Genomic DNA, 24251 nt, shown 5'->3' on the forward strand with positions numbered 1-24251 from the left:
CGATGTGCGGGCCTGTGGGAAGCGTAATTAGCCGTAACGGAAATCAATACCGAAGGTGCCTGCGGGGTATTGCCATTGTTCGAGAATAGTGTTGCCGCACAGCACCCGACAGGTGCCGCACTCCAGACAACCGGCGGAATCAAAATGAATGTTTCCCGCGTCATCCTGCTTATACAGCCCGGCAGGGCAGGCTTTCATTAATTTTTGAAATTCATTGATGTCGGGATTTGCCGCCAGAATGATATGTGGGTGGCCCTCATCAACATGGAATTTGTTGACGCCTAATTTGACGTCAACGTTGACCGTAGCGTTCTGGCTCATAGCGCGGTTGCCCCCTTAATGCCATCTTTCAGCAGATTAATCAGTCCGATTTTTTTCGCATGTCCGAGAATCATTTTTCGTACCGGCTGGTTTGGTTTGCCGTCAATAGTGAACATATCGTTCATGATATCGGCGACCATGCGCGGATACTGACTAAACAGGCGCGGGTTTTCCATCAGCGCTGGGATCTTGCGAAAATGCTGCATATCACGCATAACACAGCTTTGTTCCAGCTCGCGTTTGTATTGCGCCAGACTAGTGGCAGAAAAATCCGCGCGTTCTTTGGCGGCAATCACCGTTGTGGCAGCCGCCTGGGCCGATGCGATGGCTAAATCCATTCCGCGAACCGTAAAGCCCAGATTGAGGCAGAAGCCTGCGGCGTCACCAACGATCATCACACCATCGTTAACCAGTTGCGGCACCATTGCCAGACCGCCTTCCGGCACCATATGCGCGGAATATTCAAGCAGTTTGCCACCGCTAATCAGTGGGCGAATGGCGGGGTGCTGTTTAAAATCCTCCAGCATTTGCGGCACGCTTTTTTGCGCATGGGCGATATCACCCAATCCACAAACCAGACCCAACGATACGGAATCGTGATTGGTGTAGATGAATCCGCCGCCCATCAGACCGTCAGAAGGGGAACCGGCAAACAGCCAGGCGGCACCTTCATCGTCAGTGACGTTAAAGCGATCGTTGATTTGCTCCGGCGTGAGGCCAATGACTTCTTTAACGCCAACAGCGTAATGATGCGGATCGGAGGCGGGAACCATTCCCAGCGAACGGCCAAGCATTGAATTAACGCCATCAGCCAGAATCACCACATTGGCTTCGAGAATATCATCCCCGGCCTGGACGCCAGTGACCTTGTTACCTTCACGAACCAGCGCATCGACGCGAACGCCCGGGATAAACTGCGCACCCGCCTGTTCGGCTTGTTCCATCAACCACGGGTCGAGACGATTGCGCAATACGGTATAAGAAGCGTGTTGCGGAACATCTGGCTGTTCGCGGTGAAAATCGAGGGTAACGGCGCTCTCTTCGGTTAAGAAGGAGATTTTCTCGCGTGTGACTTTGCGTTCTACCGGCGCTGATGCAGCAAAGCCAGGAATGATCGCTTCAAGCGTGTGGGCATAAAGACGCCCGCCGGTCATATTTTTGCATCCGGCACTGTCGCCGCGTTCGATCACCAGGACATCCAGTCCGGCTTGCGCCATGACCAATGCGGCAACGCTACCGGCAACGCCCGCACCGACCACAATGGCATCAAATTTGTCATCCGACATGCGTTATGCTCCCTTCCCGCTGTCTTCACAGCGGGAGATGTGGTTGAAAGGGGATTAGTGGCTCAACTGGCTGATCAGGGCAGGGACGACTTTGTAGATATCGCCCACCAGACCGTAGTCGGCATAGTTGAAGATTGGCGCATTTTTATCTTTATTGATGGCGACAATCACTTTTGCGCCATTGCCGCCAACCATATGTTGGATCTGCCCGGAGATCCCCAGCGTCAGGTAGAGGTCGGATTTCAGCAACACGCCGGAGACACCGATATAACGTTCACGCTCCATCCAGTTCTCGCCTTCGGCAATCGGGCGTGAACAACCGACTTCAGCATTGAGTGCCGCTGCCAGTTCGTGGACCATTTTCAGGTCATCCTGTGCTGCCAGACCACGACCGACGCCGACCACGCGTTTTGCTTTGCTCAGGTCCACGCTGCTTGCCGCTTTCGCACGGCGTTCGCGACTAAGAATTTCATGACGCGGAGCAACGTAAGGCACAGTTTCAATCGGACACTGATGCGAGGCGTCACTGGTGCAAGGTTCCTGAACACCGGGCGCAAGGGTAATGATCGCCAGCGGGCTATTGATCTTTTCTTGGGCGAACGCGAGCCCGCCATACATACGGTGCTCGGCGCAAACGTGACCATCGACCACATCAACCGCAGTGGCATCGTTCACTAGCGCCGCATTCAGTTGCACACTTAACCGTGCAGCCAGCGCTTTACCGCGTTTTGTCGCGGCCAGCAGCAACATAGAGGGGTGTTTATCTTTCAGCAGGACAGCAATGCTTTCAGCGTAATTTTCAGTGCGTTGCAGTGCATCGTTTTGCTCAAGAACATAAATACATTTTGGACCATAAGGCATAATGGCCTGTGCCTGGTCGGTATTTTGTACAATGGCATACACCTGTTGGCCCCATTGCTGCGCGCCGCCAAACAGTTCGGCATAACGTTCAGGATTATCGCTAAAGACCCAGACGTTGTTTAATTGACTCATCGTTTCTTCTCCGTAGGCTTTAGTTCAGGGCTTTCTTCAGATGTTCCGCCAGCTCGGCAATGGCTTCCGGCGAATCGTTATCGAGAATGATGTGTTTGCGTTCTGTTTGCGGCGGTACGCGAACGCCGAACAGTTCAGCAAGCGGCGTGGCCTGGCTCCAGCCGATATCACTCGCCTGCCACTGATGTACCGTTTTTTTGCCCGCGCCGAGAATGGCTTTCATCGATGGAATGCGTGGCACGTTAATATCTGACGTGACGCACAGCACGGCTGGAACAGAGAGTTCGATCACTTCAACTTCATCTTCAAGCGTGCGTTCAATCACCAGTGTATTGCCCTGACGCTGAATAGCACTCACAGCATTAATCACCGGAAGTTGCAGAATTTCTCCGACCAGCAAGCCAACCTGCTGGGCATAAAGATCGCCGGAACCTTCACCAAAGATCAGTAAATCGAAGCCGATTTTTTCAACTGCTGCCGCCAGCGCCTTTGCGGTATCGAGAGGCAGTGCATGCTCAAGCTGGGCATCCTGCACCATATACAGACAGTGCGGTCCGCGGGATAACACGTCTTTACGCACTTTTGAGTTCAGCAACAATGAACCGCCAACGGTCAGCGCGGCTATCTCATCATCATCCGTTGCAAGCTGGCTTGCGGCTTCAATGGCATTGAGATCGAACTGGCTAATTTTGGCGTCGGCATTGTCGAAATTGAGGGTGTACTCGGGAGTGACAACAATGTCCTGTTCTTCAGGCACCAGCTTAAAGCAGGTTATTATTTTCATGATTTCTCCTGTGGGTCGCATACGGAACCATCTCCGATGGAAGGTAAAAATGGCCTGAAAATAGTGTGCGATAGCAGGGCGGGGTTTTCGACGGAGCAATCTGTTTTCCTTGCAAACAATCTTGCAAAAAAAATGAGATCGTTAAAACAAAAGCACAATAAGTGGCAATATTATGCCATCGTTTACGTACTATCTTGCATTCAATGTAAATAATCTTGTTTAGCTCTCGCTAAATGCGGTTGTATAACCGCAATACACGCCGTATTTTATCCGGCATATATTGTTTTTGCTTGCTCATGGAATAGGGAGGTTGTCATGTATCAACGCTGTTTTGATAATGCCAGCGAAACGCTGTTTGTCGCCGGTAAAACGCCACGACTTTCGCGCTTTGCGTTTAGTGACGATCCTAAATGGGAGTCGGGACATCACGTTCATGATAATGAAACCGAGCTGATTTATGTTAAGAAAGGGGTGGCAAGGTTTACCATTGATTCTTCGCTCTATGTGGCACATGCCGATGACATTGTGGTGATAGAGCGTGGCAGACTGCACGCGGTGGCCTCAGATGCTAACGACCCGGCAACGACCTGTACCTGTGCGCTTTACGGTTTTCAGTTTCAGGGCGCAGAAGAAAATCAGTTACTGCAACCGCATTCTTGTCCGGTAATTGCCGCAGGGCAGGGAAAAGAGGTCATCAAAACACTTTTTAATGAATTAAGTGTGATTTTACCGCAAAGTAAAAATGGCAACACATCTTCAGTGTGGGATGCATTTTCCTATACGTTAGCGATTCTCTATTACGAAAACTTTAAAAATGCCTATCGTTCGGAGCAGGGGTATATTAAAAAAGATGTCCTAATAAAAGATATTCTCTTTTATCTTAATAATAATTACCGCGAAAAAATCACTTTAGAACAGTTATCGAAAAAATTTCGTGCCAGTGTCAGTTATATTTGTCATGAATTTACTAAAGAGTATCGAATTTCTCCCATTAACTACGTCATTCAACGGCGTATGACGGAAGCGAAATGGTTGCTGACCAATACCGATTTGTCGCAGGCAGAAATCTCCTGGCGCGTGGGTTATGAAAATGTCGATCATTTTGCCAAACTGTTTTTGCGCCATGTTGGCTGTTCTCCCAGTGATTACCGCAAACAATTTAAAAATTGTTTTGCTGAACAAGAAATCTTATCTGAATTTTCTGAACCTGTAAGTCTTGCCGGATAAATCTGACGGCGCAGTTTTTGTCAGAAGCTGCGCCGCCTGAAGATTATTTATTCTGGTAATCTTTCAGGATCTGCCGACCTGCAACGTAAATCATAATCTCGTCAGTACCACCGCCAATCCGTTCACAGCGGACATCACGCCAGAAGCGGGAGACGCGTGCCTCATCGGTGTAGCCCAACCCGCCCATGATTTGAATTGCATCATCAATGACTTCCATTGCAGTGCGTGCGCAGTACAGTTTTGCCAGCGCCGCGCTGGTGCGCAGTGACTGATGCTGATCGGCTTGCCATGCCACTTTCAACACCATGTTGCGCATGTTGTCGATCTTAATCGCCATCAGCGCCAGTTTTTCCTGGATCATCTGGTTATGACCAATTGGCTTACCAAAAGCGATACGCTGGTTGGCATAGCGGGCGGCATCTTCGAATGCGCATTCGGCAAAGCCAGTGCTGCGCGCGGCGTTGATCAGGCGCTCCATCTCAAAGTTGTACATCACATTGAGGAAACCCATTCCTTCTTCGCCTACCATGTCGCTCTCTTCAACTTCCACGTTGTCGAGATAAACTTCGCAGGTGCTAAGCATATGCCAGCCGATTTTATGCAGCGGATTGATCTTAATGCCGGGCTTACTGGACTCAACCCACCACAGGGTGAAGGCTTTTTTCGGATCTTTCGGTTCCGGATCGCGCGCCAACACCAGCATATACGGGTACTCTTTCGCGCCAGTGATGAAGGTTTTCTGTCCGTTGATGTAAACCTTGCCATTTTTACGCGTGTAAGTGGTGGTGGCGCTGTTGTTATCTGAGCCAGCGCCTGGTTCCGTCAACGCCAGGGCATAGGCGGGGTCGCCGGTTTCCAGGGTGCTTTCTGCCGTTTTACGTAGCTGCTCCTCAGAACCGAAACGGCGCATGCTGTGAATACACTGACCGTTGGTAATCAAAAACGCCGGAGCACCGCATTTTGACACTTCCATCAGCGCCAGCATCTGGGTGACGTAATCCGCAGGGATGCCGCCGAACTCTTCCGGCACGCCAAGCATAGAAATGCCGTTATCTGCCAGCGCCCGCATAAACTCACGCGGATATGTACCGTTTTGATCGCAGGTGCGGAAATACTCTTCCGGAAAGTTAGTTGTAATCAGTTCGCGAATACTGGCCAGCAGCAGTTCTTGTTCTTCAGTTAAAGAAAAATCCATCGTGATACTCCTGTTAATGAGCCGCTTCAGGCAGGACAAAACCCATCGCCGCATCGATAAATAATCTTTCGTCCATCAGTTTCAGTTCTGGCGAAATAACTGGGGTGAAATCCATTTTGTCGAGAATATCTTTTTGCAAATCGACGCCAGGGGCAATTTCGATTAAATGCAGGCCGTCTTCTTTCAGGGTGAATACAGCGCGTTCGGTGATGTAACGAACATCCAGTCCCCGTTCGAGCGCGATTTTTCCGCTAAAAGTAATTTCCGGAAGTTCACGGATAAATTTATTTACCCGTCCTTCCTGGACGATATTTAATTTACCATCGGTAATTTCTGTTTTTAAACTGCCCGCAGTTAACGTGCCGCAGAAAATGATTTTCTTCGAGGTGGCACTGATATCAATAAATCCACCTGTACCCATGATTTTGCCATTGAATTTATGCACCCCGACGTTACCGTGCTGGTCTACTTCGGCAAAACTCAAATAACAGACATCCAGACCACCGCCGTGGTAAAAATCGAACTGGGAAGTCATATCCAGAATGGCGCGGGTATTCACGTTCGCGCCAAAGGCGATACCTTGCGAAGTAATACCGCCAATTGGGCCTGTTTCCACCGTCAGAATAAAGTCATCAGCACAACCTTCTTCCCGGGCGACCAGACCAATACCGTCGGCAATACCGACACCGACATTACCCACTGCACCTTTGCGCATTTCAAACAATGCGCGCCGCGCGACTAATTTACGCTGATTAAGAGGCAAGCTAAGTTGGGTACTGTCATCCAGGGTGAAGTCACCAGAAATAAAACGATTAACTGGCGCACCGCCATACAGTTGGGTTTGGTCCGGATCGACCACCACAATATCGATAAGATAACCTGGAATACGGACAGCTTTAGGATGCAGCGTGGCTTTCTTAACCATCTTCTGCACCTGCATCATCACGATACCGCCGTTATTGTGCACCGCCTGGGCAATAACCAATGCGTCGAGATACATCACTTCATCTTCAAAGGTTGCGTAGCCTTCGCTGTCGCAGGTTGTAGCGCGAATAAAAGCAATATCTGGCGCGATCGCTTTGTAATAGAGATATTCTTTATTATCAAACTCGACCAGTTTAATCAGATCTTCTTTAGTCACTTCATTCAGTTTGCCGCCTTGTTGGCGAGGGTCGACAAACGTTCCGATACCAATATCGCTAATAATTCCTGGCTGGTGGGCAGCAGCAGCGCGCAATGTTTGAGTGAGCACACCTTGTGGATAGTTATAGGCAACAATTTTATTTTGTTCTGCGAGTTCAGAAATACGCGGTGATTGTCCCCAATGGCCGCATAATGCCCATTTTACCAGACCTTCTTGCGCCAGCGGACTAATACCACGATCGGCGCGATCGCCAAGCCCTGTAGGGCTAATAATCGATAAATTACGCGGTGTCTGGGTTTGTTTATATTTATCAGCAAGTGCGGTAATTAATGTGGTGGCTTCCAGAATACCGCCACCTGCACCTAATACACAAAGCGTTGCTTCGTCGGGAATATAATTTACCGCTTCCTGTGCCGACAGGACCGGCACGCGTCCATTAATACGAGGTGGTTTTACAGGTTTCATTATTTTTTCCTGATTCAGGTGTGGATTTCTCTGCGCAAGCATTAAAAATAGCGCATAGATACCCACAGAATATTTTATCAAATACTCTTTAAAAATATTGTTTTAATACGGCGGGGAAGGTTACTCCCGCCGGTACGTTATTTATTACGCCTGGTGCAAAATAGTTAATACTGTGCGCAGATCATTCACCGATATTTGCCCAGGCGCAGAGGCTTTTTTTACTGCGCCAAAGGTTGCCGCCGAACCAAATACTTCACCAGCCAGACGGGAAATTACGCCAGTTTTTGCCATCGACATCGTGATGATTGGACGATCGGCATACTGCTCCTGCATCTCCAGGGTAGCGGCAAGCAACGTCAGGACATCGCTGGTGCTTTGCGGCATCAACGCAATTTTAGGAATATCGGCGTCGAAGGACTGCATTTTACGCAAACGGGCAATAATCTCTTCGGCTTCCGGCGTTTTATGGAAGTCATGGTTGGACATGACAACCTTCACATCATGCGCATGTGCATAGGCGACGGTTTCTTTAACCTGATCGTCGCCGGTAAATAACTCCAGATCGATCATATCGACCAGACCGCTGTCGATGGCTGCACGATTGAGTGCAATATAAGCCTCAGTAGAAATCGCCTGTTCGCCGCCTTCTTTAGCGCTACGGAAGGTAAACAGCAGCGGTTTTTCTGGCATTACCTCACGGAGGATTTTTGCCGCGGCCATGACAGACTCCACGCTGGAGAGGTCGGCAAAGTGGTCCACACGCCATTCCAGAATATCAAAGTCCGCTTCACGATAGGCGAGAGCTTCGGATTTCACGCTGGCGATATCTTTCGCCATCAGCGAGACGATGATTTTTGGTGCGCCCGTACCAATGACGAGATCTTTTACAGTTACGGTTTTCATTTTTTACCCTTTCTGCACGCGGTCAGCCTGTCAGGCGCCGAACCCCATGACCTGTTTAACGTATTCCAGAGGGAAATCTTTGCCAGTCCATAACGTGAACTGTTCAGCCCCTTGCCACAACAACATGCCGTATCCATCAATCGTTTTGCAACCTGCTTGTTGCGCCTGCTGCAATAACTTCGTCATATGCGGGTTATACACGCATTCAGTGACCAGCAGTCCTGGATGTAACAAACTGATATCGTTAACTAATGATTCATTTTCAAGAGGCTTCATACCCACTTTTGTGCCGTTGGTTAAAATGTCGGCGGAAGCCAGGGCTTCAGCAAAGGCTTGCTGATCGGCGAGATCGGTCACGGTGACGACACAATCGGTGTTTTCGTTGACCCGTTGTGCGAAGGCGAGGGCTTTGTCGAAGAATTCATCCCGACGGTTGAAGATTTTAATCTCTTTTAAACCTTCAATCGCGCCTTGCGCGCCAATCGCCGTTGAGGCACCACCGGCACCTAGCAGCACCATCGTTTTGCCTTTGATATCAAAACCGCTCTCTTTAATGGCGCGAATATGGCCCGTGCCGTCGGTGTTATAGCCGCGCAGGTAGCCGTCATCATTGACGATGGTATTGATAGCGCCAACCAGTTTGGCCGCTGGTGTTAATTCATCAACATATTCACACGCCAGTTGTTTGTTAGGCATCGACACACCGGTTCCGCGCATTTTTAAGGCTTTTAAGCCTTCAATTGCTCCGGCAAAGCTATCGTTATCCACTTCAAAGGCCATATAGGTAAATGGCAATCCCGCTTTTTCTAAGGCTTTGTTTTGCATTTCAGGCGATAAACTGTGGCGGATAGGATAGGCCATCAGGCCAATCAATTCGTATTTAGCGGTAACATCCATAATTAACTCCTCTAATTTCTTTGCTTAATTGTGTTTAACCGGGGTGCTAAGATTGCGTTCGCCAAACCGGACATCATTTTCAGGAATAATGAAAACGCGGTAATAGCGGATGAAAACAATAATTGCGGTAATCAGGGCCAGAAGCGCGAAAGTAAAATCGAGAACGATGATGTATTGCAGGCCGATATTCGACAGATAACCGGTAATCAACGGAATAACAAAGTTGGCCAGACCACCCATCATCATATAAATACTGGTGACTTTGGCTTTGCTTTTTGGAAAAAACTCGGACATGACTGAAACACCAAGCTGTAAAATACCGCCAGCAGCAGAGAAACCGATAACAAAAGCCCCGGCATTACAGACTAGTGGAGAAGGGTACAGGTAAATGATAGCGGCGGTTACCGTTGCCAGTGCTGAGTTAAACACGTTAGCCCAGATGGGACGCACCATTTTTTTCAATAGTGCGGCAAAAATAAAGACACAGACCAGCGAACCCATACTGTAATAAGAGATGGTTTTTAATGCCTCAGCTTCCGACATACCGGAAAACGCCATCGCATATTTGGGCATCCACACGACAATTACATAAAAGGTCGAGAATGCGGCAACACCGAACAACACCGATGAAACACCTTCCAGCCAGACTAACGGCTTACTGTTCATTTGCGGTAGTTCACCAGCTACGCTGGCATCCACCAACTGGCCTGGGAATTTACTTTTCAATAGCATCAGCGTGATCAGCACAAATACGATGCCTGGAATAATCAGCCCATAACCGTACCAGATGTTATTCAACAGCATATAACTCACCAGCATCGGATAGAGCATTTGCCCGAACGATATCATCGCCTTAACCAATATTACGGCTGACCCCGAGGCTTTCGGGAAGCATTCCATCAACGCCGGATATCCACCGGTATCCAGGGCTGAGTTGGCGATACCAACGCACACTGCCAGACCGTAAGCGAGAGCTAAACTTGGGCAGGCCGGAATACCAAAGAAAAACAGCATATACATGGCAACGGCCATGAATATTACTGCTCGTCGACCAAATTTATCGGAGATTACACCGAAGAATAAAATACTTATCAGACGGCCCAGACCGATACCAGAAATTAAATAGGCGATACCGGCGTTATCGGTAGAAAACTTTTCTGCCAGAGATGACATGTTTTGTGCAAGCGTAATAACACTAATGCCATGTAGGAAATAGCTGAAGTATACACAAAGGACAGCCAGGATAAATGGCGTGCTGAAAGCCTTATTTTGAGACATTTTCACAGCTCCTTGCTGAAAGATAATTTTGTTACCGTCCGTGTTGTATTTCGACGGTTTTCATAATCACTATACTGAAGATGATTTTCTCTGGGTACATGGCATAAAGTTTATGTTTCCAGGAATATTGCATGTAATAGTTTGTTTTTGATCGCGATTTTCCTTAATTAGCGCAGGAAGAATAATTTATCCGTAATATCTTGCATGACCTTATAAGAATATTGCATTACGCACCAGTAGCGACATTTTCCGTTAATGATGGATGTTGTGCTTCTTTTCGACTGCGTACGCCAATAAACAGCGCCAGTAAAAAGCCGATAGCAGCGATGGCGGTATCGAACCACATAATATCGGCAATACTTCTTTGCGAAAGATGAGCCGTAATCAACGGAATGGTAAATGTTGCAATGCTGCCCGCACTGTAATAGATCCCCGTTGCTTTTCCTTTGGCATGGGGAAAACGTTCCGCCATTAACGTCAGGCCAATTTGTACAACACCACCTGCGGAGGTAAAACCGATGACGAAAGCAAATATTATCACCACATAAAATGTGGGATGCAGGCAGACGGTGAGCAGGGCGATAAATGAGATAAAAGTGTACAGCATCAACAATGTTGTTGAACGAACCGCTTTGCTAATGAGTGGCGCGGTAATAAATACACAAAGTAGCGACCCTACGGTATAGATACTGAGTAATTTGATCGACATTGTGTAAGACATACCGGCGACAAATTGTCCGTATTGTGCCAGCCACTGACTTACCAGATAAAAGGTTGCCATTGAGATATAGCCATATAAGGTATAGCTGGCTAAATCGATAATTGAGCAACGATGCTTCGCGGCGGTGGTGGGTTTCTTTACTTCAGGTAAGCGACGTCCCGGATGTGGTGGAAAGGTACAGCGATATAAAAACAGACCGTTAACGATCATAATTGCTGCGGCAATCATAAAAGACCAACCGAACCACAGTTCAGCCCACACTAACAGGCTGATAATTAGCGGCAATAAAAATTGTCCGCTGGAGACAAAGGCTTTAATTAAAATATTGGCTGTGCCAGGCGAGCGAGGAAAAGCTTCCATCAGGCTGGGGTAGGTGCCTGCATCAAGAAAACTATTTGCCATACCGGCGAGAAAACCAAATACATACGCGATGATAATGTTATTTGCATGCAGAATGCCAAAAAAGAACATCAGATAGCAGCATATCCCCATGATGATAAAAGGACGTCGGCCAAAACGATCGGATAGTAATCCTGCAAAAAATAAGACACTTAATCGACCAATGCCTAATGATGAGATGACAATTGAGACGCCCGCAGCATTGGTCTGCCAGAGCGTCTCCAGCGAGGCCATATTTAAAGTCATCAAAATGACACCCATACCATGCACCAGGTAATTGAGATACAACCCAAGCGCGGTAGGGAGGTAGGGATTTTTCATAAGATCTACTTAGCAATATTGCTTAAAAAGTTGCTGTTGTTATGTCAGCATCCGTTTATTATTTTTGTCATGACGTCCGTTGTATCCCGTTAAAATATCAACACAGGCGTTCCAGATCGTGAGCATATAATTCAGCTGCGACCGACTGGTAAATCTTCCAGTCAATAAAATTACCTTCAGGGTAGATATGTTGAAATGCGATTAAATTGGGGAAAAAACGCATGGTGTTGTTGCCGATGCGGTTGTTTATTTTTTCTATGATGGCGTGAAGATGCCTTTTTCTTTGCTGGCGCATTGCCAGAAGTTTTTCAACTATCTCGTCAGGAATATCCGTTTTGCCTTTCTCCCATTGTTGCCAGCTTTCACTGTCGCCCGTCAGGGCAATCCAGGTCGCGCATTCATCAATGGTCATAGCAAAAATATGGCGTAGTGCCTGGAGTTCATAAGCGTTCATCGTGTAATGGCTGCATGAAAAAAAGAATAAAATATAAATAACATTATCAGCCTGCTTACGGCTTGAAGAGAGTCACAGTATCTTGTGCAACATTATTGGAAAGAACGAGAGGCGGGGTAATGAAGCAAAAAATGTTAAAAAAAAGCCCATCGTGGGAGATGGGCAAAGACTACACACAGCAATTCGTTGTTTCACTCAGGGGATTTCCATGCTTATAAATCAATATGTTGATTTATAACCGTGTGCTAATAGTAGGCATACGGACTTTTTGCGTCGATCAGATTCGTCTCATTAGTTTAAAAACTGTAAAGGATTTGCGACAGGAACTACCAGCTGAATGGCGGTAAGCAGGAAAATACGGACTGGTGGAATGAAATATCAATTAGCAGTGATTAACAATCAGGCGGCAAAGCCGCCTGATAAGTGATTTACTTATTCGGTTTCTCGATTTCGCCCAGCTCTTCGAGAATGTCCTCCGGCTGGTCAGTTGGCGGCGGAACTTCTTCAACCCACGCGGCAAACAGACGCCAGGAAACAGCCAGTAGTACCGGACCAATAAACAGACCGATCATACCGAAAGCAATCAAACCACCAATAACCCCGGAGAGGATCAGGATCAGCGGTAAATCTGCGCCCATGCGAATTAGCATTGGGCGGATGACGTTATCCAGAGTGCCAACCACACCACTCCACACTAACAATACCGTTCCCCAGGTGGTATCGCCGGTCCAGTAGAGCCAGATAATCGCCGGAATCAACACTGGCAGCGGGCCTAGCTGAACAAGGCAGGAGAGGATCATTAATACCGTTAGCAGCGTTGCGTAAGGCACACCAGAAACGGCCAGACCGATACCACCAAGCACTGCCTGCACTAACGCAGTCACCACAACGCCCAGCGCCACTGCGCGGATAGCTTGTGCCGCCAGCAGTACAGCAGCATCACCGCGAACGCCCGCCAGACGGGTCGCAAAATGGCGGATGCCTTGCGCCACCTGTTCACCGCGCCAGTACAACAGGGCACTGAAGAGCAGCATCAAGGCACAATGCACCATAAAGCGCCCGATATGCGCGGCTTGCCCGACGAACCAGGTGGTAGTGGTGCCAATATAAGGACGGACTTTCGCCATAATTGCCGTGCCGCCCATATCCAGCAAATTGTGCCAGCCTGCGTACAGCTTCGCGCCAATCACCGGAATGGTATTAAGCCACGCTAAATCCGGTAATGTCATATCGCCACTGGAGATGGCCTTAATTAACGGGCCACTGCCGTCGACGATACTGTTAACCAGTAAGGCGATAGGGATGATAAACACCATCACCAGGAGCAACGTCATTACCAGAACGGCGAGAGAGCGGCGGCCAAACATGATCTTTTGCAAACGTAGCAATACCGGCCAGGTGGCGATAACCACCGTACCGGCCCATGCGAAGCCGAGAATAAAGGGTTGAACGATCCACAGACATGCCACAATCATGATGGCTAAAAACAGCACCGAAAGCAGAATTTGTGCGACATCCCTGGGCTGACGAACATTTACCATAACTACTTTTCACCTTTTTTGTGCGTCAAATCGTCGACGCGACGTGAACACGCGAAACTCACCTGCATAATGATGAGCAATTTCAGCGGTTTTTAACAGGCCGATTCTGCCCTTAATTCTAATGGGCGTGTTAGAAAAAAATGTGGTACAACAACTCAGGCAACACGCAAACGATTTACTCGGCGTATTTCAAGTTGCATGTGCTGCGGCTACGTTCGTTCACCCCAGTCACTTACTTTTGTAAGCTCCTGGAGTTCACTCGCTTGCCGCCTTCCTGCAACTCGAAATCCATAGAGTAAACAGACATCACCTTTCAGTGCGCTATTGCAGCAGCCTGAAAGAACAGTGTATCGACCTACATCACAGACCGCAGGAAAGGGTCAATATAATGATTCCACAGATTTCCCAGGCACCCGGCGTCGTTCAACTGGTGCTTAATTTTTTGCAAGAGCTGGAGCAACAGGGTTTTACTGGCGATACGGCGACAAGTTATGCCGATCGTCTGACAATGTCGACCGACAACAGTATTTACCAACTTCTCCCCGATGCGGTGGTATTTCCGCGTTCAACCGCAGATGTGGCGTTAATTGCCCGTCTGGCCGCGCAGGAACGCTATTCATCGCTGATCTTTACCCCCCGCGGCGGCGGTACTGGCACTAACGGTCAGGCGCTCAACCAGGGGATTATTGTTGATATGTCCCGCCATATGAACCGCATCATCGAAATTAACCCTGAAGAGGGTTGGGTGCGCGTTGAGGCCGGGGTGATAAAAGACCAACTCAATCAGTACCTGAAACCGTTCGGCTACTTTTTTGCGCCAGAACTTTCGACCAGTAACCGGGCAACGCTCGGCGGGATGATTAATACTGATGCTTCCGGCCAGGGATCGCTGGTCTATGGGAAAACGTCAGATCACGTGTTGGGCGTGCGGGCGGTGTTGTTGGGGGGTGATATTCTCGATACCCAACCTTTACCCGTCGAACTTGCGGAAACGTTGGGTAAAACCAATACCGCTATCGGGCGGATCTACAATACTGTCTATCAACGTTGCCGCCAGCAACGCCAGTTAATCATCGACAAATTCCCCAAACTTAACCGTTTTCTTACCGGTTACGATCTGCGCCATGTCTTTAACGATGAAATGACCGAGTTTGACCTGACGCGCATTCTGACCGGATCAGAAGGGACGCTGGCCTTTATTACCGAAGCGCAGCTGGATATTACGCGCTTGCCTAAAGTACGCCGTCTGGTGAACGTCAAATATGACTCTTTTGACTCCGCGCTGCGTAATGCGCCGTTTATGGTTGAGGCGCGTGCGCTTTCGGTAGAGACGGTAGACTCAAAAGTGCTGAATCTGGCGCGGGAAGATATTGTCTGGCATTCCGTCAGCGAACTGATTACCAATGTGCCTGACAAAGAGATGCTTGGGCTGAACATTGTTGAATTTGCCGGAGATGATGAGGCGCTGATTGACGAGCGGGTAAATTCACTCTGTGCGCGGCTAGATGAACTGATTGCCAGCCAGCAGGCAGGGGTGATCGGCTGGCAGGTGTGCAGTGAGCTGGCAGGTGTTGAACGTATTTATGCAATGCGCAAAAAAGCCGTCGGCCTGCTCGGCAATGCCAAAGGTGCAGCCAAACCGATTCCATTTGCCGAAGATACCTGCGTGCCGCCGGAACATCTGGCAGATTATATTGCTGAATTTCGCGCACTGCTCGATAGCCACGGTTTAAGTTATGGCATGTTTGGCCACGTCGACGCTGGTGTTTTGCACGTCCGTCCGGCACTGGATATGTGCGATCCGCAACAAGAGATGTTGATGAAGCAAATCTCTGATGACGTGGTGGCGCTGACTGCAAAATACGGTGGCTTGTTGTGGGGCGAGCACGGTAAAGGTTTTCGTGCCGAATACAGTCCGGCGTTTTTCGGTGAAGAGCTTTTCGCAGAGTTACGCAAGGTTAAAGCGGCGTTTGATCCGCATAACCGACTAAACCCTGGGAAAATCTGCCCGCCAGAAGGTATTGACGCGCCAATGATGAAAGTGGACGCGGTAAAGCGTGGCACGTATGACCGACAAATCCCCATCGCGGTACGCCAGCAGTGGCGCGGCGCTATGGAATGTAATGGCAACGGTTTGTGCTTCAACTTTGATGCCCGCAGCCCGATGTGTCCGTCAATGAAGATTACTCAGAACCGGATTCATTCACCGAAAGGGCGTGCAACGCTGGTGCGTGAATGGTTACGTTTGCTGGCGGATCGCGGCGTTGATCCTCTAAAACTGGAGCAAGAGCTACCAGAGTCTGGCGTCAGCTTGCGCACGTTAATTGCCCGTATGCGCAATAGCTGGCATGCAAATAAAGGCGAATATGACTTCTCGCACGAAGTCAAAGAGGCAATGTCGGGCTGCCTGGCCTGTAAAGCGTGTTCGACTCAGTGTCCGATCAAAATTGACGTACCGGAGTTTCGCTCTCGTTTCTTGCAACTCTATCACACGCGTTATCTACGCCCATTGCGCGATCATCTGGTGGCAACGGTCGAAAGTTACGCACCGCTGATGGCGCGTGCGCCAAAGACTTTTAACTTCTTCATTAACCAGCCGCTGGTGCGAAAACTCTCGGAAAAACACATCGGTATGGTCGATTTGCCGCTGCTTTCAGTGCCGTCGCTGCAACAACAAATGGTGGGGCATCGCTCGGCAAACATGACGCTGGAACAGCTTGAAGCGCTCAGTTCAGAGCAGAAAGCACGCACGGTGCTGGTAGTGCAGGATCCTTTCACCAGTTATTACGATGCGCACGTGGTGGCGGATTTTGTTCGTCTGGTCGAAAAATTAGGTTTCCAGCCGGTGCTGTTGCCATTCTCACCGAATGGTAAAGCGCAGCATATCAAAGGCTTTCTTAATCGGTTTGCGAAGACGGCGAAAAAAACGGCGGATTTCCTTAACCGCATGGCGAAACTGGGGATGCCAATGGTGGGTGTCGATCCGGCGCTGGTACTTTGTTATCGCGATGAATATAAACTGGCTCTGGGCGAGGCGCGTGGCGAGTTTAACGTCTTACTGGCGAATGAATGGCTGGCAAGCGCGCTTCAGTCACAGCCAGTGACAGCAGTCAGCGGTGAATCATGGTATTTCTTTGGTCACTGTACTGAGGTCACTGCTCTGCCGGGCGCGCCAGCACAATGGGCCGCGATATTTGCCCGTTTTGGCGCGAAACTGGAAAATGTCAGCGTGGGTTGCTGCGGCATGGCAGGAACTTACGGACATGAGGCGAAAAACCATAAACACTCGCTCGGGATCTATGAGTTATCCTGGCATCAGGCAATGCAGCGTCTGCCGCGTAATCGCTGTCTGGCGACCGGGTATTCTTGCCGCAGCCAGGTTAAACGGGTTGAAGGGACGGGGGTACGCCATCCCGTGCAGGCATTACTGGAGATTATTAAATGATATGGAAACGTAAAATCACCCTTGAAGCACTGAATGCCATGGGTGAAGGAAACATGGTGGGGCTGCTGGATATTCGTTTTGAACATATTGGTGATGAAACGCTGGAAGCAACAATGCCGGTAGACTCGCGGACAAAGCAGCCTTTTGGGCTGCTACATGGCGGGGCGTCCGTAGTATTGGCTGAGAGTATCGGCTCCGTTGCCGGTTATTTATGTACCGAAGGCGAGCAAAAAGTGGTTGGCCTGGAAGTCAATGCTAACCATGTTCGCTCAGCACGAGAAGGGCGGGTACGCGGCGTTTGTAAACCGCTGCATCTCGGTTCACGGCATCAGGTCTGGCAGATCGAAATCTTCGATGAGAAAGGGCGTTTGTGTTGTTCATCACGATTGACGACCGCCATTTTGTGACGTTGTCACCAGAAAAGTGTGATGCATATTGCTTTTGGTTATTATCTGCACAGTAAACGGTGGTATACTGTGCAGGTCTTGTCTAAAGCGAGGATGCTATGTCTACTCAACTTAATCCCACCCAGCTGGCCATCGAATTTTTACGCCGTGACCAAAGCAATCTTTCACCCGCTCAATATCTCAAGCGTCTGAAACAACTCGAACTTGAATTTGCTGACCTGCTTACCCTCTCTTCTACGGAGCTGAAAGAAGAAATCTACTTCGCCTGGCGTCTGGGCGTGCATTAATCTCTACTGAACATAGTCTGAACGCCCATCGACCTGGATTAACATCTGTCCAGGTCTGGCGATTATTTTCTGACCGTCCTCCTGTTGTTACCTGCCTGATTTTGCTCAAAAATAATACAAATCGCAGTTTGTGTTAAAACGGCGATGCAGTCTTATGAGATTATTCTTATCGCCCCTTCAAGAGCTAAGCCACTTTGAGTGCCGGAGATAAGCGCCGGATGGGGTAGAAACCCTTAAGCCTGTGATGCACAGACTTAAGGGTTTTCTTATTTCAGAACTCGCCACTTTTTTACCTATCTCTTAAATAGTCATTTTCGATACAACTTTTTCTTTTCCATCACAGCCTTAACACCCACTCGATAATAATCATTATCTAACAATGAGATACCTAATTCTTAGCATGCCTGTTAACCCTCTCATCAGGGTCTATGCTTATTAAATACAGGCAAAAAGCATGTTTTACGCTAAAGCCCCTGCGTTTGCTGGGTTGAACTGATAATCATTATCACTAACATGCTGTTATCCGCTGAAAGCGATGAAGTGAGGTAAATCGATGGACATGCATTCAGGAACGTTTAATCCACAGGATTTCGCCTGGCAAGGCTTAACGTTAACACCCGCAGCCGCGGCGCATATACGTGAGTTAGTCGCGAAGCAGTCGGGCATGGTTGGCGTGCGTTTAGGCGTCAAACAAACAGGCTGCGCGGGCTTTGGCTATGTGCTCGACAGCGTCAGCGAGCCAGAGAAAGATGATCTGCAGTTTGAACTCGACGGCGCGAAGCTGTTCGTCCCGCTGCAAGCGATGCCGTTTATTGATGGCACGGAAGTCGATTTCGTTCGCGAAGGACTCAATCAGATATTCAAATTTCACAACCCGAAAGCCCAGAATGAATGTGGCTGTGGCGAAAGCTTTGGGGTATAGGCGGTACTATGTCTCGTAATACTGAAGCAACTGACGATGTCAAAACATGGACCGGCGGCCCGCTGAATTATAAAGAAGGATTCTTCACCCAGTTAGCCACCGATGAGCTGGCAAAGGGGATAAACGAAGAGGTGGTGCGCGCAATTTCGGCGAAGCGTAATGAGCCGGAGTGGATGCTGGAGTTTCGTCTTAACGCCTATCGCGCATGGCTGGAGATGGAAGAACCACACTGGCTGAAAGCGCACTACGACAAGCTGAATTATCAGGATTACAGCTATTATTCGGCACCGTCGTGCGGTAATTGTGACGATACCTGTGCGTCTGAACCCGGCGTGGTGCAGCAAACTGGCGCGAACGCCTTTTTAAGTAAAGAGGTGGAGGCGGCGTTTGAGCAGTTGGGCGTTCCCGTGCGGGAAGGCAAAGAGGTGGCGGTGGATGCCATTTTCGACTCTGTTTCGGTTGCCACCACTTATCGCGAAAAGCTGGCGGAGCAGGGAATTATCTTCTGTTCCTTTGGCGAGGCGATTCACGATCACCCGGAACTGGTGCGTAAATATCTCGGCACCGTGGTGCCGGGGAATGACAACTTCTTTGCCGCGCTTAATGCGGCAGTGGCCTCTGACGGTACGTTTATTTATGTGCCTAAAGGCGTGCGCTGCCCGATGGAACTCTCCACCTATTTCCGCATTAACGCGGAAAAAACCGGGCAGTTTGAGCGCACCATTCTGGTGGCCGATGAAGACAGCTACGTCAGCTACATTGAAGGCTGTTCCGCTCCGGTGCGTGACAGCTATCAGCTACACGCTGCGGTGGTGGAAGTCATCATCCATAAGAACGCCGAGGTGAAATATTCCACGGTACAAAACTGGTTTCCTGGCGATAACAACACCGGCGGTATTCTCAATTTCGTCACCAAGCGTGCTTTGTGCGAAGGCGAAAACAGCAAAATGTCATGGACGCAATCAGAAACCGGTTCAGCCATTACGTGGAAATATCCCAGCTGCATTCTGCGCGGCGATAACTCCATTGGTGAGTTTTACTCAGTGGCACTGACCAGCGGTCATCAGCAAGCGGATACCGGCACGAAGATGATCCACATCGGTAAAAACACCAAATCAACCATTATCTCGAAAGGGATCTCTGCCGGACATAGTCAGAACAGTTATCGCGGCTTAGTGAAAATTATGCCGACGGCAACCAATGCGCGCAATTTCACTCAGTGCGACTCAATGCTGATTGGCGCTAATTGTGGGGCGCATACCTTCCCGTATGTCGAATGTCGCAATAACAGCGCACAACTGGAGCACGAGGCAACGACATCACGTATTGGTGAAGATCAACTGTTTTACTGCCTGCAACGCGGGATCAGCGAAGAAGACGCCATCTCGATGATTGTTAACGGTTTCTGTAAAGACGTGTTCTCAGAACTGCCGCTGGAATTTGCCGTTGAAGCACAAAAACTCCTCGCCATCAGCCTTGAACACAGCGTCGGATAAGGAATAAACATGTTAAGTATTAAAGATTTACACGTCAGCGTGGAAGATAAAGCTATCCTGCGTGGATTAAGCCTCGACGTTCGTCCCGGCGAAGTTCACGCCATTATGGGGCCAAACGGTTCTGGCAAAAGTACCTTATCGGCAACGCTTGCCGGGCGCGAAGATTATGAAGTGACGGGCGGCACGGTTGAGTTTAAAGGCAAAGATTTACTTGCGCTGTCGCCGGAAGATCGTGCAGGCGAAGGCATTTTTATGGCCTTCCAGTATCCGGTGGAAATTCCCGGCGTCAGTAACCAGTTTTTCCTGCAAACGGCACTTAATGCGGTGCGCAGCTATCGCGGCCAGGAAACGCTCGACCGCTTTGATTTTCAGGATTTGATGGAAGAAAAAATTGCTCTTCTGAAGATGCCGGAAGATTTACTAACCCGTTCGGTAAACGTTGGTTTTTCTGGTGGTGAGAAAAAGCGCAACGATATTTTGCAAATGGCGGTGCTGGAACCGGAGTTATGCATTCTTGATGAGTCGGACTCCGGGCTGGATATTGACGCATTAAAAGTGGTCGCCGATGGCGTGAACTCGCTGCGTGACGGCAAGCGTTCATTCATCATTGTTACGCACTACCAACGCATTCTTGACTACATCAAGCCTGATTACGTCCATGTTCTGTATCAGGGGCGAATTGTGAAATCCGGTGATTTCACGTTGGTCAAACAACTGGAGGAGCAGGGTTATGGCTGGCTTACCGAACAGCAGTAACGCGCTGCAACAGTGGCATCACTTGTTTGAAGCTGAAGGGGCGAAACGTTCTCCAGAAGCACAGCAGCATTTACAACAATTGCTGCGTACCGGCCTGCCGACACGTAAACATGAGCACTGGAAATATACGCCGCTGGAAGGGCTGACCAATAGCCAGTTCGTCAGCATTGCGGGTGAGATATCCCCGCAACAACGCGATGCCTTAGCGTTAACGTTAGACGCCGTGCGGCTGGTGTTTGTCGATGGACGTTACATGCCAGCGCTTAGCGATGCAACTGAAGGCAGCGGATATGAAGTGAGCATTAACGACAACCGTCAGGGATTGCCCGATGCCATTCAGGCAGAAGTCTTTTTACATTTGACGGAAAGTCTGGCGCAAAGCGTTACGCATATTGCCGTCAAGCGCGGTCAACGGCCTGCAAAGCCATTGCTGTTAATGCATATTACCCAGGGCGTGGCAGGTGAAGAGGTGAACACCGTCCATTACCGGCATCATCTGGATCTGGCGGAAGGTGCCGAAGCAACGGTGATTGAACATTTTGTCAGTCTTAATGATGCTCGTCATTTCACCGGCGCGCGGTTCACCATCAACGTCGCAGCGAACGGCCACTTGCAGCATATCAAGCTGGCGTTTGAAAACCCGGTCAGTCACCACTTTGCCCATAACGATTTGTTGCTGGCTGACGATGCCACCGCATTTAGCCACAGTTTCCTGCTGGGTGGCGCTGTGTTACGGCACAACACCAGTACGCAACTCAATGGCGAAAACAGTACGCTACGGATCAATAGCCTGGCGATGCCGGTGAAAAACGAGGTGTGTGATACCCGTACCTGGCTGGAACACAATAAAGGTTTTTGTAATAGCCGCCAGTTGCACAAAACTATCGTCAGCGACAAAGGTCGCGCGGTGTTTAACGGTTTGATCAACGTCGCGCAGCATGCCATCAAGACTGACGGCCAGATGACCAACAATAATCTGCTGATGGGTAAACTGGCGGAAGTGGATACCAAACCACAGCTGGAAATCTATGCTGATGATGTGAAATGCAGCCACGGTGCGACGGTGGGGCGTATTGATAACGAACAGATGTTCTATCTGCGTTCGCGCGGGATCAATCAACAGGATGCCCAGCAGATGATCATTTACGCCTTTGCCGCCGAACTGACGGAAGCACTGCGTGATGAAGGGCTTAAACAGCAGGTGCTGGCCCGAATCGGTCAACGACTGCCGGGAGGTGCAAGATGACTTTTTCCGTCGACAAAGTGCGGGCCGATTTTCCGGTGCTTTCGCGTGAAGTGAACGGTCTGCCACTGGCTTATCTCGACAGCGCCGCCAGTGCGCAGAAACCGAGCCAGGTGATTGACGCCGAGGCTGAGTTTTATCGTCACGGCTACGCGGCGGTGCATCGCGGTATTCATACGTTAAGCGCCCAGGCGACCGAGAAAATGGAGAACGTGCGCAAGCGGGCATCGTTGTTTATCAACGCCCGTTCGGCGGAAGAGCTGGTGTTTGTCCGCGGCACGACGGAAGGGATTAACCTGGTCGCCAATAGCTGGGGCAACAGCAACGTGAGATCAGGCGACAATATCATCATTAGTCAAATGGAACATCATGCCAATATTGTTCCCTGGCAAATGCTTTGCGCGCGTGTTGGCGCAGAGTTGCGTGTGATCCCGCTTAACCCGGACGGCACACTGCAACTGGATACACTGCCCAATCTGTTCGACGAGAAAACTCGCCTGCTGGCAATTACCCATGTCTCCAACGTGCTGGGGACGGAAAATCCGCTGGCGGAGATGATCACGCTTGCGCACCAGCATGGCGCAAAAGTGCTGGTGGATGGCGCTCAGGCAGTGATGCATCATCCGGTGGATGTTCAGGCACTGGATTGCGATTTCTACGTTTTCTCCGGGCATAAACTGTATGGTCCCACCGGAATTGGCGTGCTGTATGTCAAAGAAGCCTTGTTGCAGGAGATGCCGCCGTGGGAAGGTGGCGGTTCTATGATCGCCACCGTCAGCCTGAGTGAAGGCACTACCTGGACCAAAGCGCCGTGGCGGTTTGAAGCCGGTACGCCCAATACGGGCGGTATTATTGGCCTTGGCGCGGCGCTGGAGTATGTGTCGGCGCTGGGGCTTAACAACATTGCCGAGTATGAACAAAATCTGATGCATTACGCATTGTCGCAGTTGGCAGCGGTGCCGGATCTTACGCTCTATGGTCCGCCGGACAGACTTGGCGTTATTGCCTTTAATCTCGGTAAACACCACGCCTATGACGTCGGCAGTTTTCTTGATAACTACGGTATTGCTGTGCGTACCGGACATCACTGCGCAATGCCATTAATGGCCTATTACAACGTCCCCGCGATGTGTCGGGCGTCGCTGGCAATGTACAACACCCATGAAGAAGTGGATCGTCTGGTAACTGGATTGCAACGTATTCATCGTCTATTGGGGTAAAAGGGAGGCTCTATGGCTGTATTGCCGGATAAAGAAAAATTGCTGCGTAACTTTTTACGCTGCACCAACTGGGAAGAGAAATATCTCTACATTATTGAACTGGGACAGCGTCTGCCGGAATTAGGCGATGAAGAAAGAAGTCCGCAAAATAGCATTCAGGGCTGTCAGAGTCAGGTGTGGATTGTGATGCGTCAGAATGCGCAGGGAATTATTGAATTGCAGGGCGACAGCGATGCGGCCATTGTGAAAGGGCTTATTGCGGTCGTTTTTATTCTCTACGATCAAATGACGCCGCAGGATATTGTCAATTTCGATGTACGTCCGTGGTTTGAAAAAATGGCGCTCACCCAACATCTCACCCCATCTCGTTCACAAGGTCTGGAAGCGATGATTCGCGCAATTCGCGCCAAAGCCGCTGCACTTAGCTAAACTAAAGGAACAGCTTTCATCCGGTAGGCTCACTTTGCCGGGTGGTCGATGTTTACACTGGCCTGCACAGGAGTGTTTCGGTTTCAGGTAAACATAAGCGCCATCCGTCGTTTCAGC

21 protein-coding genes, 1 other RNA gene and 1 pseudogene are annotated in these 24251 nt (G+C 49.6%); 10 read left to right on the plus strand and 13 right to left on the minus strand.

The features are described 5' to 3' along the window. Positions 1–27: 27 nt before the first annotated feature. The 4 genes from FEK42_RS03895 to FEK42_RS03910 are packed head-to-tail and all read right to left on the minus strand — an operon-like array spanning position 28 to position 3384. The gene (locus tag FEK42_RS03895; RefSeq protein WP_000081086.1) at positions 28–321 is read right to left on the minus strand and encodes a ferredoxin family protein; all 294 of its coding nucleotides are present in this window, start codon (positions 319–321) and stop codon (positions 28–30) included. After that, positions 318–1607 (minus strand): FAD-dependent oxidoreductase, encoded by a 1290-nt coding sequence (locus tag FEK42_RS03900; protein WP_138211741.1) that lies wholly within the window; start codon positions 1605–1607, stop codon positions 318–320. Before FEK42_RS03900 ends, FEK42_RS03895 begins: the two co-directional genes overlap by 4 nt. A gap of 54 nt (positions 1608–1661) precedes the next feature. Then, positions 1662–2600 (minus strand): electron transfer flavoprotein subunit alpha, encoded by a 939-nt coding sequence (locus tag FEK42_RS03905; RefSeq protein ID WP_135492682.1) that lies wholly within the window; start codon positions 2598–2600, stop codon positions 1662–1664. Positions 2601–2619: 19 nt separating this feature from the next. Further along, complete coding sequence (locus FEK42_RS03910) at positions 2620–3384, minus strand: electron transfer flavoprotein (protein WP_135491400.1); 765 nt, start codon at positions 3382–3384, stop codon at positions 2620–2622. 315 nt (positions 3385–3699) lie between these two features. Between FEK42_RS03910 and FEK42_RS03915 the strand changes: the two genes are divergently transcribed. Continuing rightward, positions 3700–4611, plus strand: a complete 912-nt coding sequence (locus FEK42_RS03915) for an AraC family transcriptional regulator (protein WP_130208252.1) — start codon at positions 3700–3702, stop codon at positions 4609–4611. Positions 4612–4654: 43 nt separating this feature from the next. On the opposite strand, the gene FEK42_RS03920 is transcribed toward FEK42_RS03915, so the two are convergent. The 9 genes and pseudogenes from FEK42_RS03920 to ydiK form a co-directional block, all read right to left on the minus strand. Further along, complete coding sequence (locus tag FEK42_RS03920; protein ID WP_000347861.1) at positions 4655–5806, minus strand: acyl-CoA dehydrogenase; 1152 nt, start codon at positions 5804–5806, stop codon at positions 4655–4657. A gap of 13 nt (positions 5807–5819) precedes the next feature. Continuing rightward, positions 5820–7415: an acyl CoA:acetate/3-ketoacid CoA transferase gene (locus tag FEK42_RS03925; protein WP_135492681.1), complete on the minus strand. Its 1596-nt coding sequence runs from the start codon at positions 7413–7415 to the stop codon at positions 5820–5822. 144 nt (positions 7416–7559) lie between these two features. After that, complete coding sequence (gene aroD / locus FEK42_RS03930; protein WP_130218927.1) at positions 7560–8318, minus strand: type I 3-dehydroquinate dehydratase; 759 nt, start codon at positions 8316–8318, stop codon at positions 7560–7562. A 30-nt stretch (positions 8319–8348) separates the two neighbouring features. Continuing rightward, positions 8349–9215 carry a quinate/shikimate dehydrogenase gene (gene ydiB / locus FEK42_RS03935; protein WP_130208246.1) on the minus strand — a complete coding sequence of 289 codons (867 nt, stop codon included), beginning with the start codon at positions 9213–9215 and terminating at the stop codon, positions 8349–8351. An 11-nt stretch (positions 9216–9226) separates the two neighbouring features. Beyond that, positions 9227–10493: pseudogene (locus FEK42_RS03940) on the minus strand (MFS transporter). A 226-nt stretch (positions 10494–10719) separates the two neighbouring features. Further along, entirely contained in the window at positions 10720–11934 is a 1215-nt protein-coding gene (locus tag FEK42_RS03945; RefSeq protein ID WP_130208242.1) for an MFS transporter, read from the minus strand. 97 nt (positions 11935–12031) lie between these two features. Further along, on the minus strand, positions 12032–12388 hold the full coding sequence (locus FEK42_RS03950) for a YdiL family protein (RefSeq protein WP_130208240.1): 357 nt from the start codon (positions 12386–12388) through the stop codon (positions 12032–12034). A 134-nt stretch (positions 12389–12522) separates the two neighbouring features. Further along, an RNA gene (gene rprA, locus FEK42_RS03955) (antisense sRNA RprA) lies at positions 12523–12630 on the minus strand. Positions 12631–12816: 186 nt separating this feature from the next. Continuing rightward, on the minus strand, positions 12817–13929 hold the full coding sequence (gene ydiK, locus FEK42_RS03960; protein WP_135492679.1) for an AI-2E family transporter YdiK: 1113 nt from the start codon (positions 13927–13929) through the stop codon (positions 12817–12819). 388 nt (positions 13930–14317) lie between these two features. Here ydiK and FEK42_RS03965 point away from each other — a divergent pair, with 388 nt between their 5' ends. From FEK42_RS03965 to sufE, 9 genes are all read left to right on the plus strand, one after another. Next, on the plus strand, positions 14318–17374 hold the full coding sequence (locus FEK42_RS03965) for an FAD-binding and (Fe-S)-binding domain-containing protein (RefSeq protein ID WP_138211742.1): 3057 nt from the start codon (positions 14318–14320) through the stop codon (positions 17372–17374). Next, positions 17371–17781 (plus strand): 1,4-dihydroxy-2-naphthoyl-CoA hydrolase, encoded by a 411-nt coding sequence (menI, locus tag FEK42_RS03970; RefSeq protein WP_130208236.1) that lies wholly within the window; start codon positions 17371–17373, stop codon positions 17779–17781. The genes FEK42_RS03965 and menI overlap by 4 nt, the downstream gene beginning before the upstream one ends. 98 nt (positions 17782–17879) lie before the next feature. Beyond that, a complete protein-coding gene (locus FEK42_RS03975) occupies positions 17880–18068 on the plus strand; it encodes a YdiH family protein (protein WP_088376204.1) in 189 nt (62 codons plus the stop codon). Positions 18069–18621: 553 nt separating this feature from the next. After that, the gene (gene sufA / locus FEK42_RS03980) at positions 18622–18990 is read left to right on the plus strand and encodes a Fe-S cluster assembly scaffold SufA (protein ID WP_130208234.1); all 369 of its coding nucleotides are present in this window, start codon (positions 18622–18624) and stop codon (positions 18988–18990) included. Between the two features lie 8 nt (positions 18991–18998). Further along, a complete protein-coding gene (sufB, locus tag FEK42_RS03985; protein ID WP_001389790.1) occupies positions 18999–20486 on the plus strand; it encodes a Fe-S cluster assembly protein SufB in 1488 nt (495 codons plus the stop codon). 9 nt (positions 20487–20495) lie between these two features. Continuing rightward, positions 20496–21242 (plus strand): Fe-S cluster assembly ATPase SufC, encoded by a 747-nt coding sequence (gene sufC, locus FEK42_RS03990; RefSeq protein WP_000948872.1) that lies wholly within the window; start codon positions 20496–20498, stop codon positions 21240–21242. Then, positions 21217–22488, plus strand: a complete 1272-nt coding sequence (gene sufD / locus FEK42_RS03995; protein ID WP_135492678.1) for a Fe-S cluster assembly protein SufD — start codon at positions 21217–21219, stop codon at positions 22486–22488. Before sufC ends, sufD begins: the two co-directional genes overlap by 26 nt. Then, entirely contained in the window at positions 22485–23705 is a 1221-nt protein-coding gene (sufS, locus tag FEK42_RS04000) for a cysteine desulfurase SufS (protein WP_131161188.1), read from the plus strand. Before sufD ends, sufS begins: the two co-directional genes overlap by 4 nt. Positions 23706–23717: 12 nt before the next feature. Then, the gene (sufE, locus tag FEK42_RS04005) at positions 23718–24134 is read left to right on the plus strand and encodes a cysteine desulfuration protein SufE (protein WP_130208228.1); all 417 of its coding nucleotides are present in this window, start codon (positions 23718–23720) and stop codon (positions 24132–24134) included. The last annotated feature ends 117 nt before the right edge of the window (positions 24135–24251 follow it).

Source organism: Escherichia sp. E2748, assembly GCF_005781125.1.
In the GTDB taxonomy this organism is placed as follows: domain Bacteria; phylum Pseudomonadota; class Gammaproteobacteria; order Enterobacterales; family Enterobacteriaceae; genus Escherichia.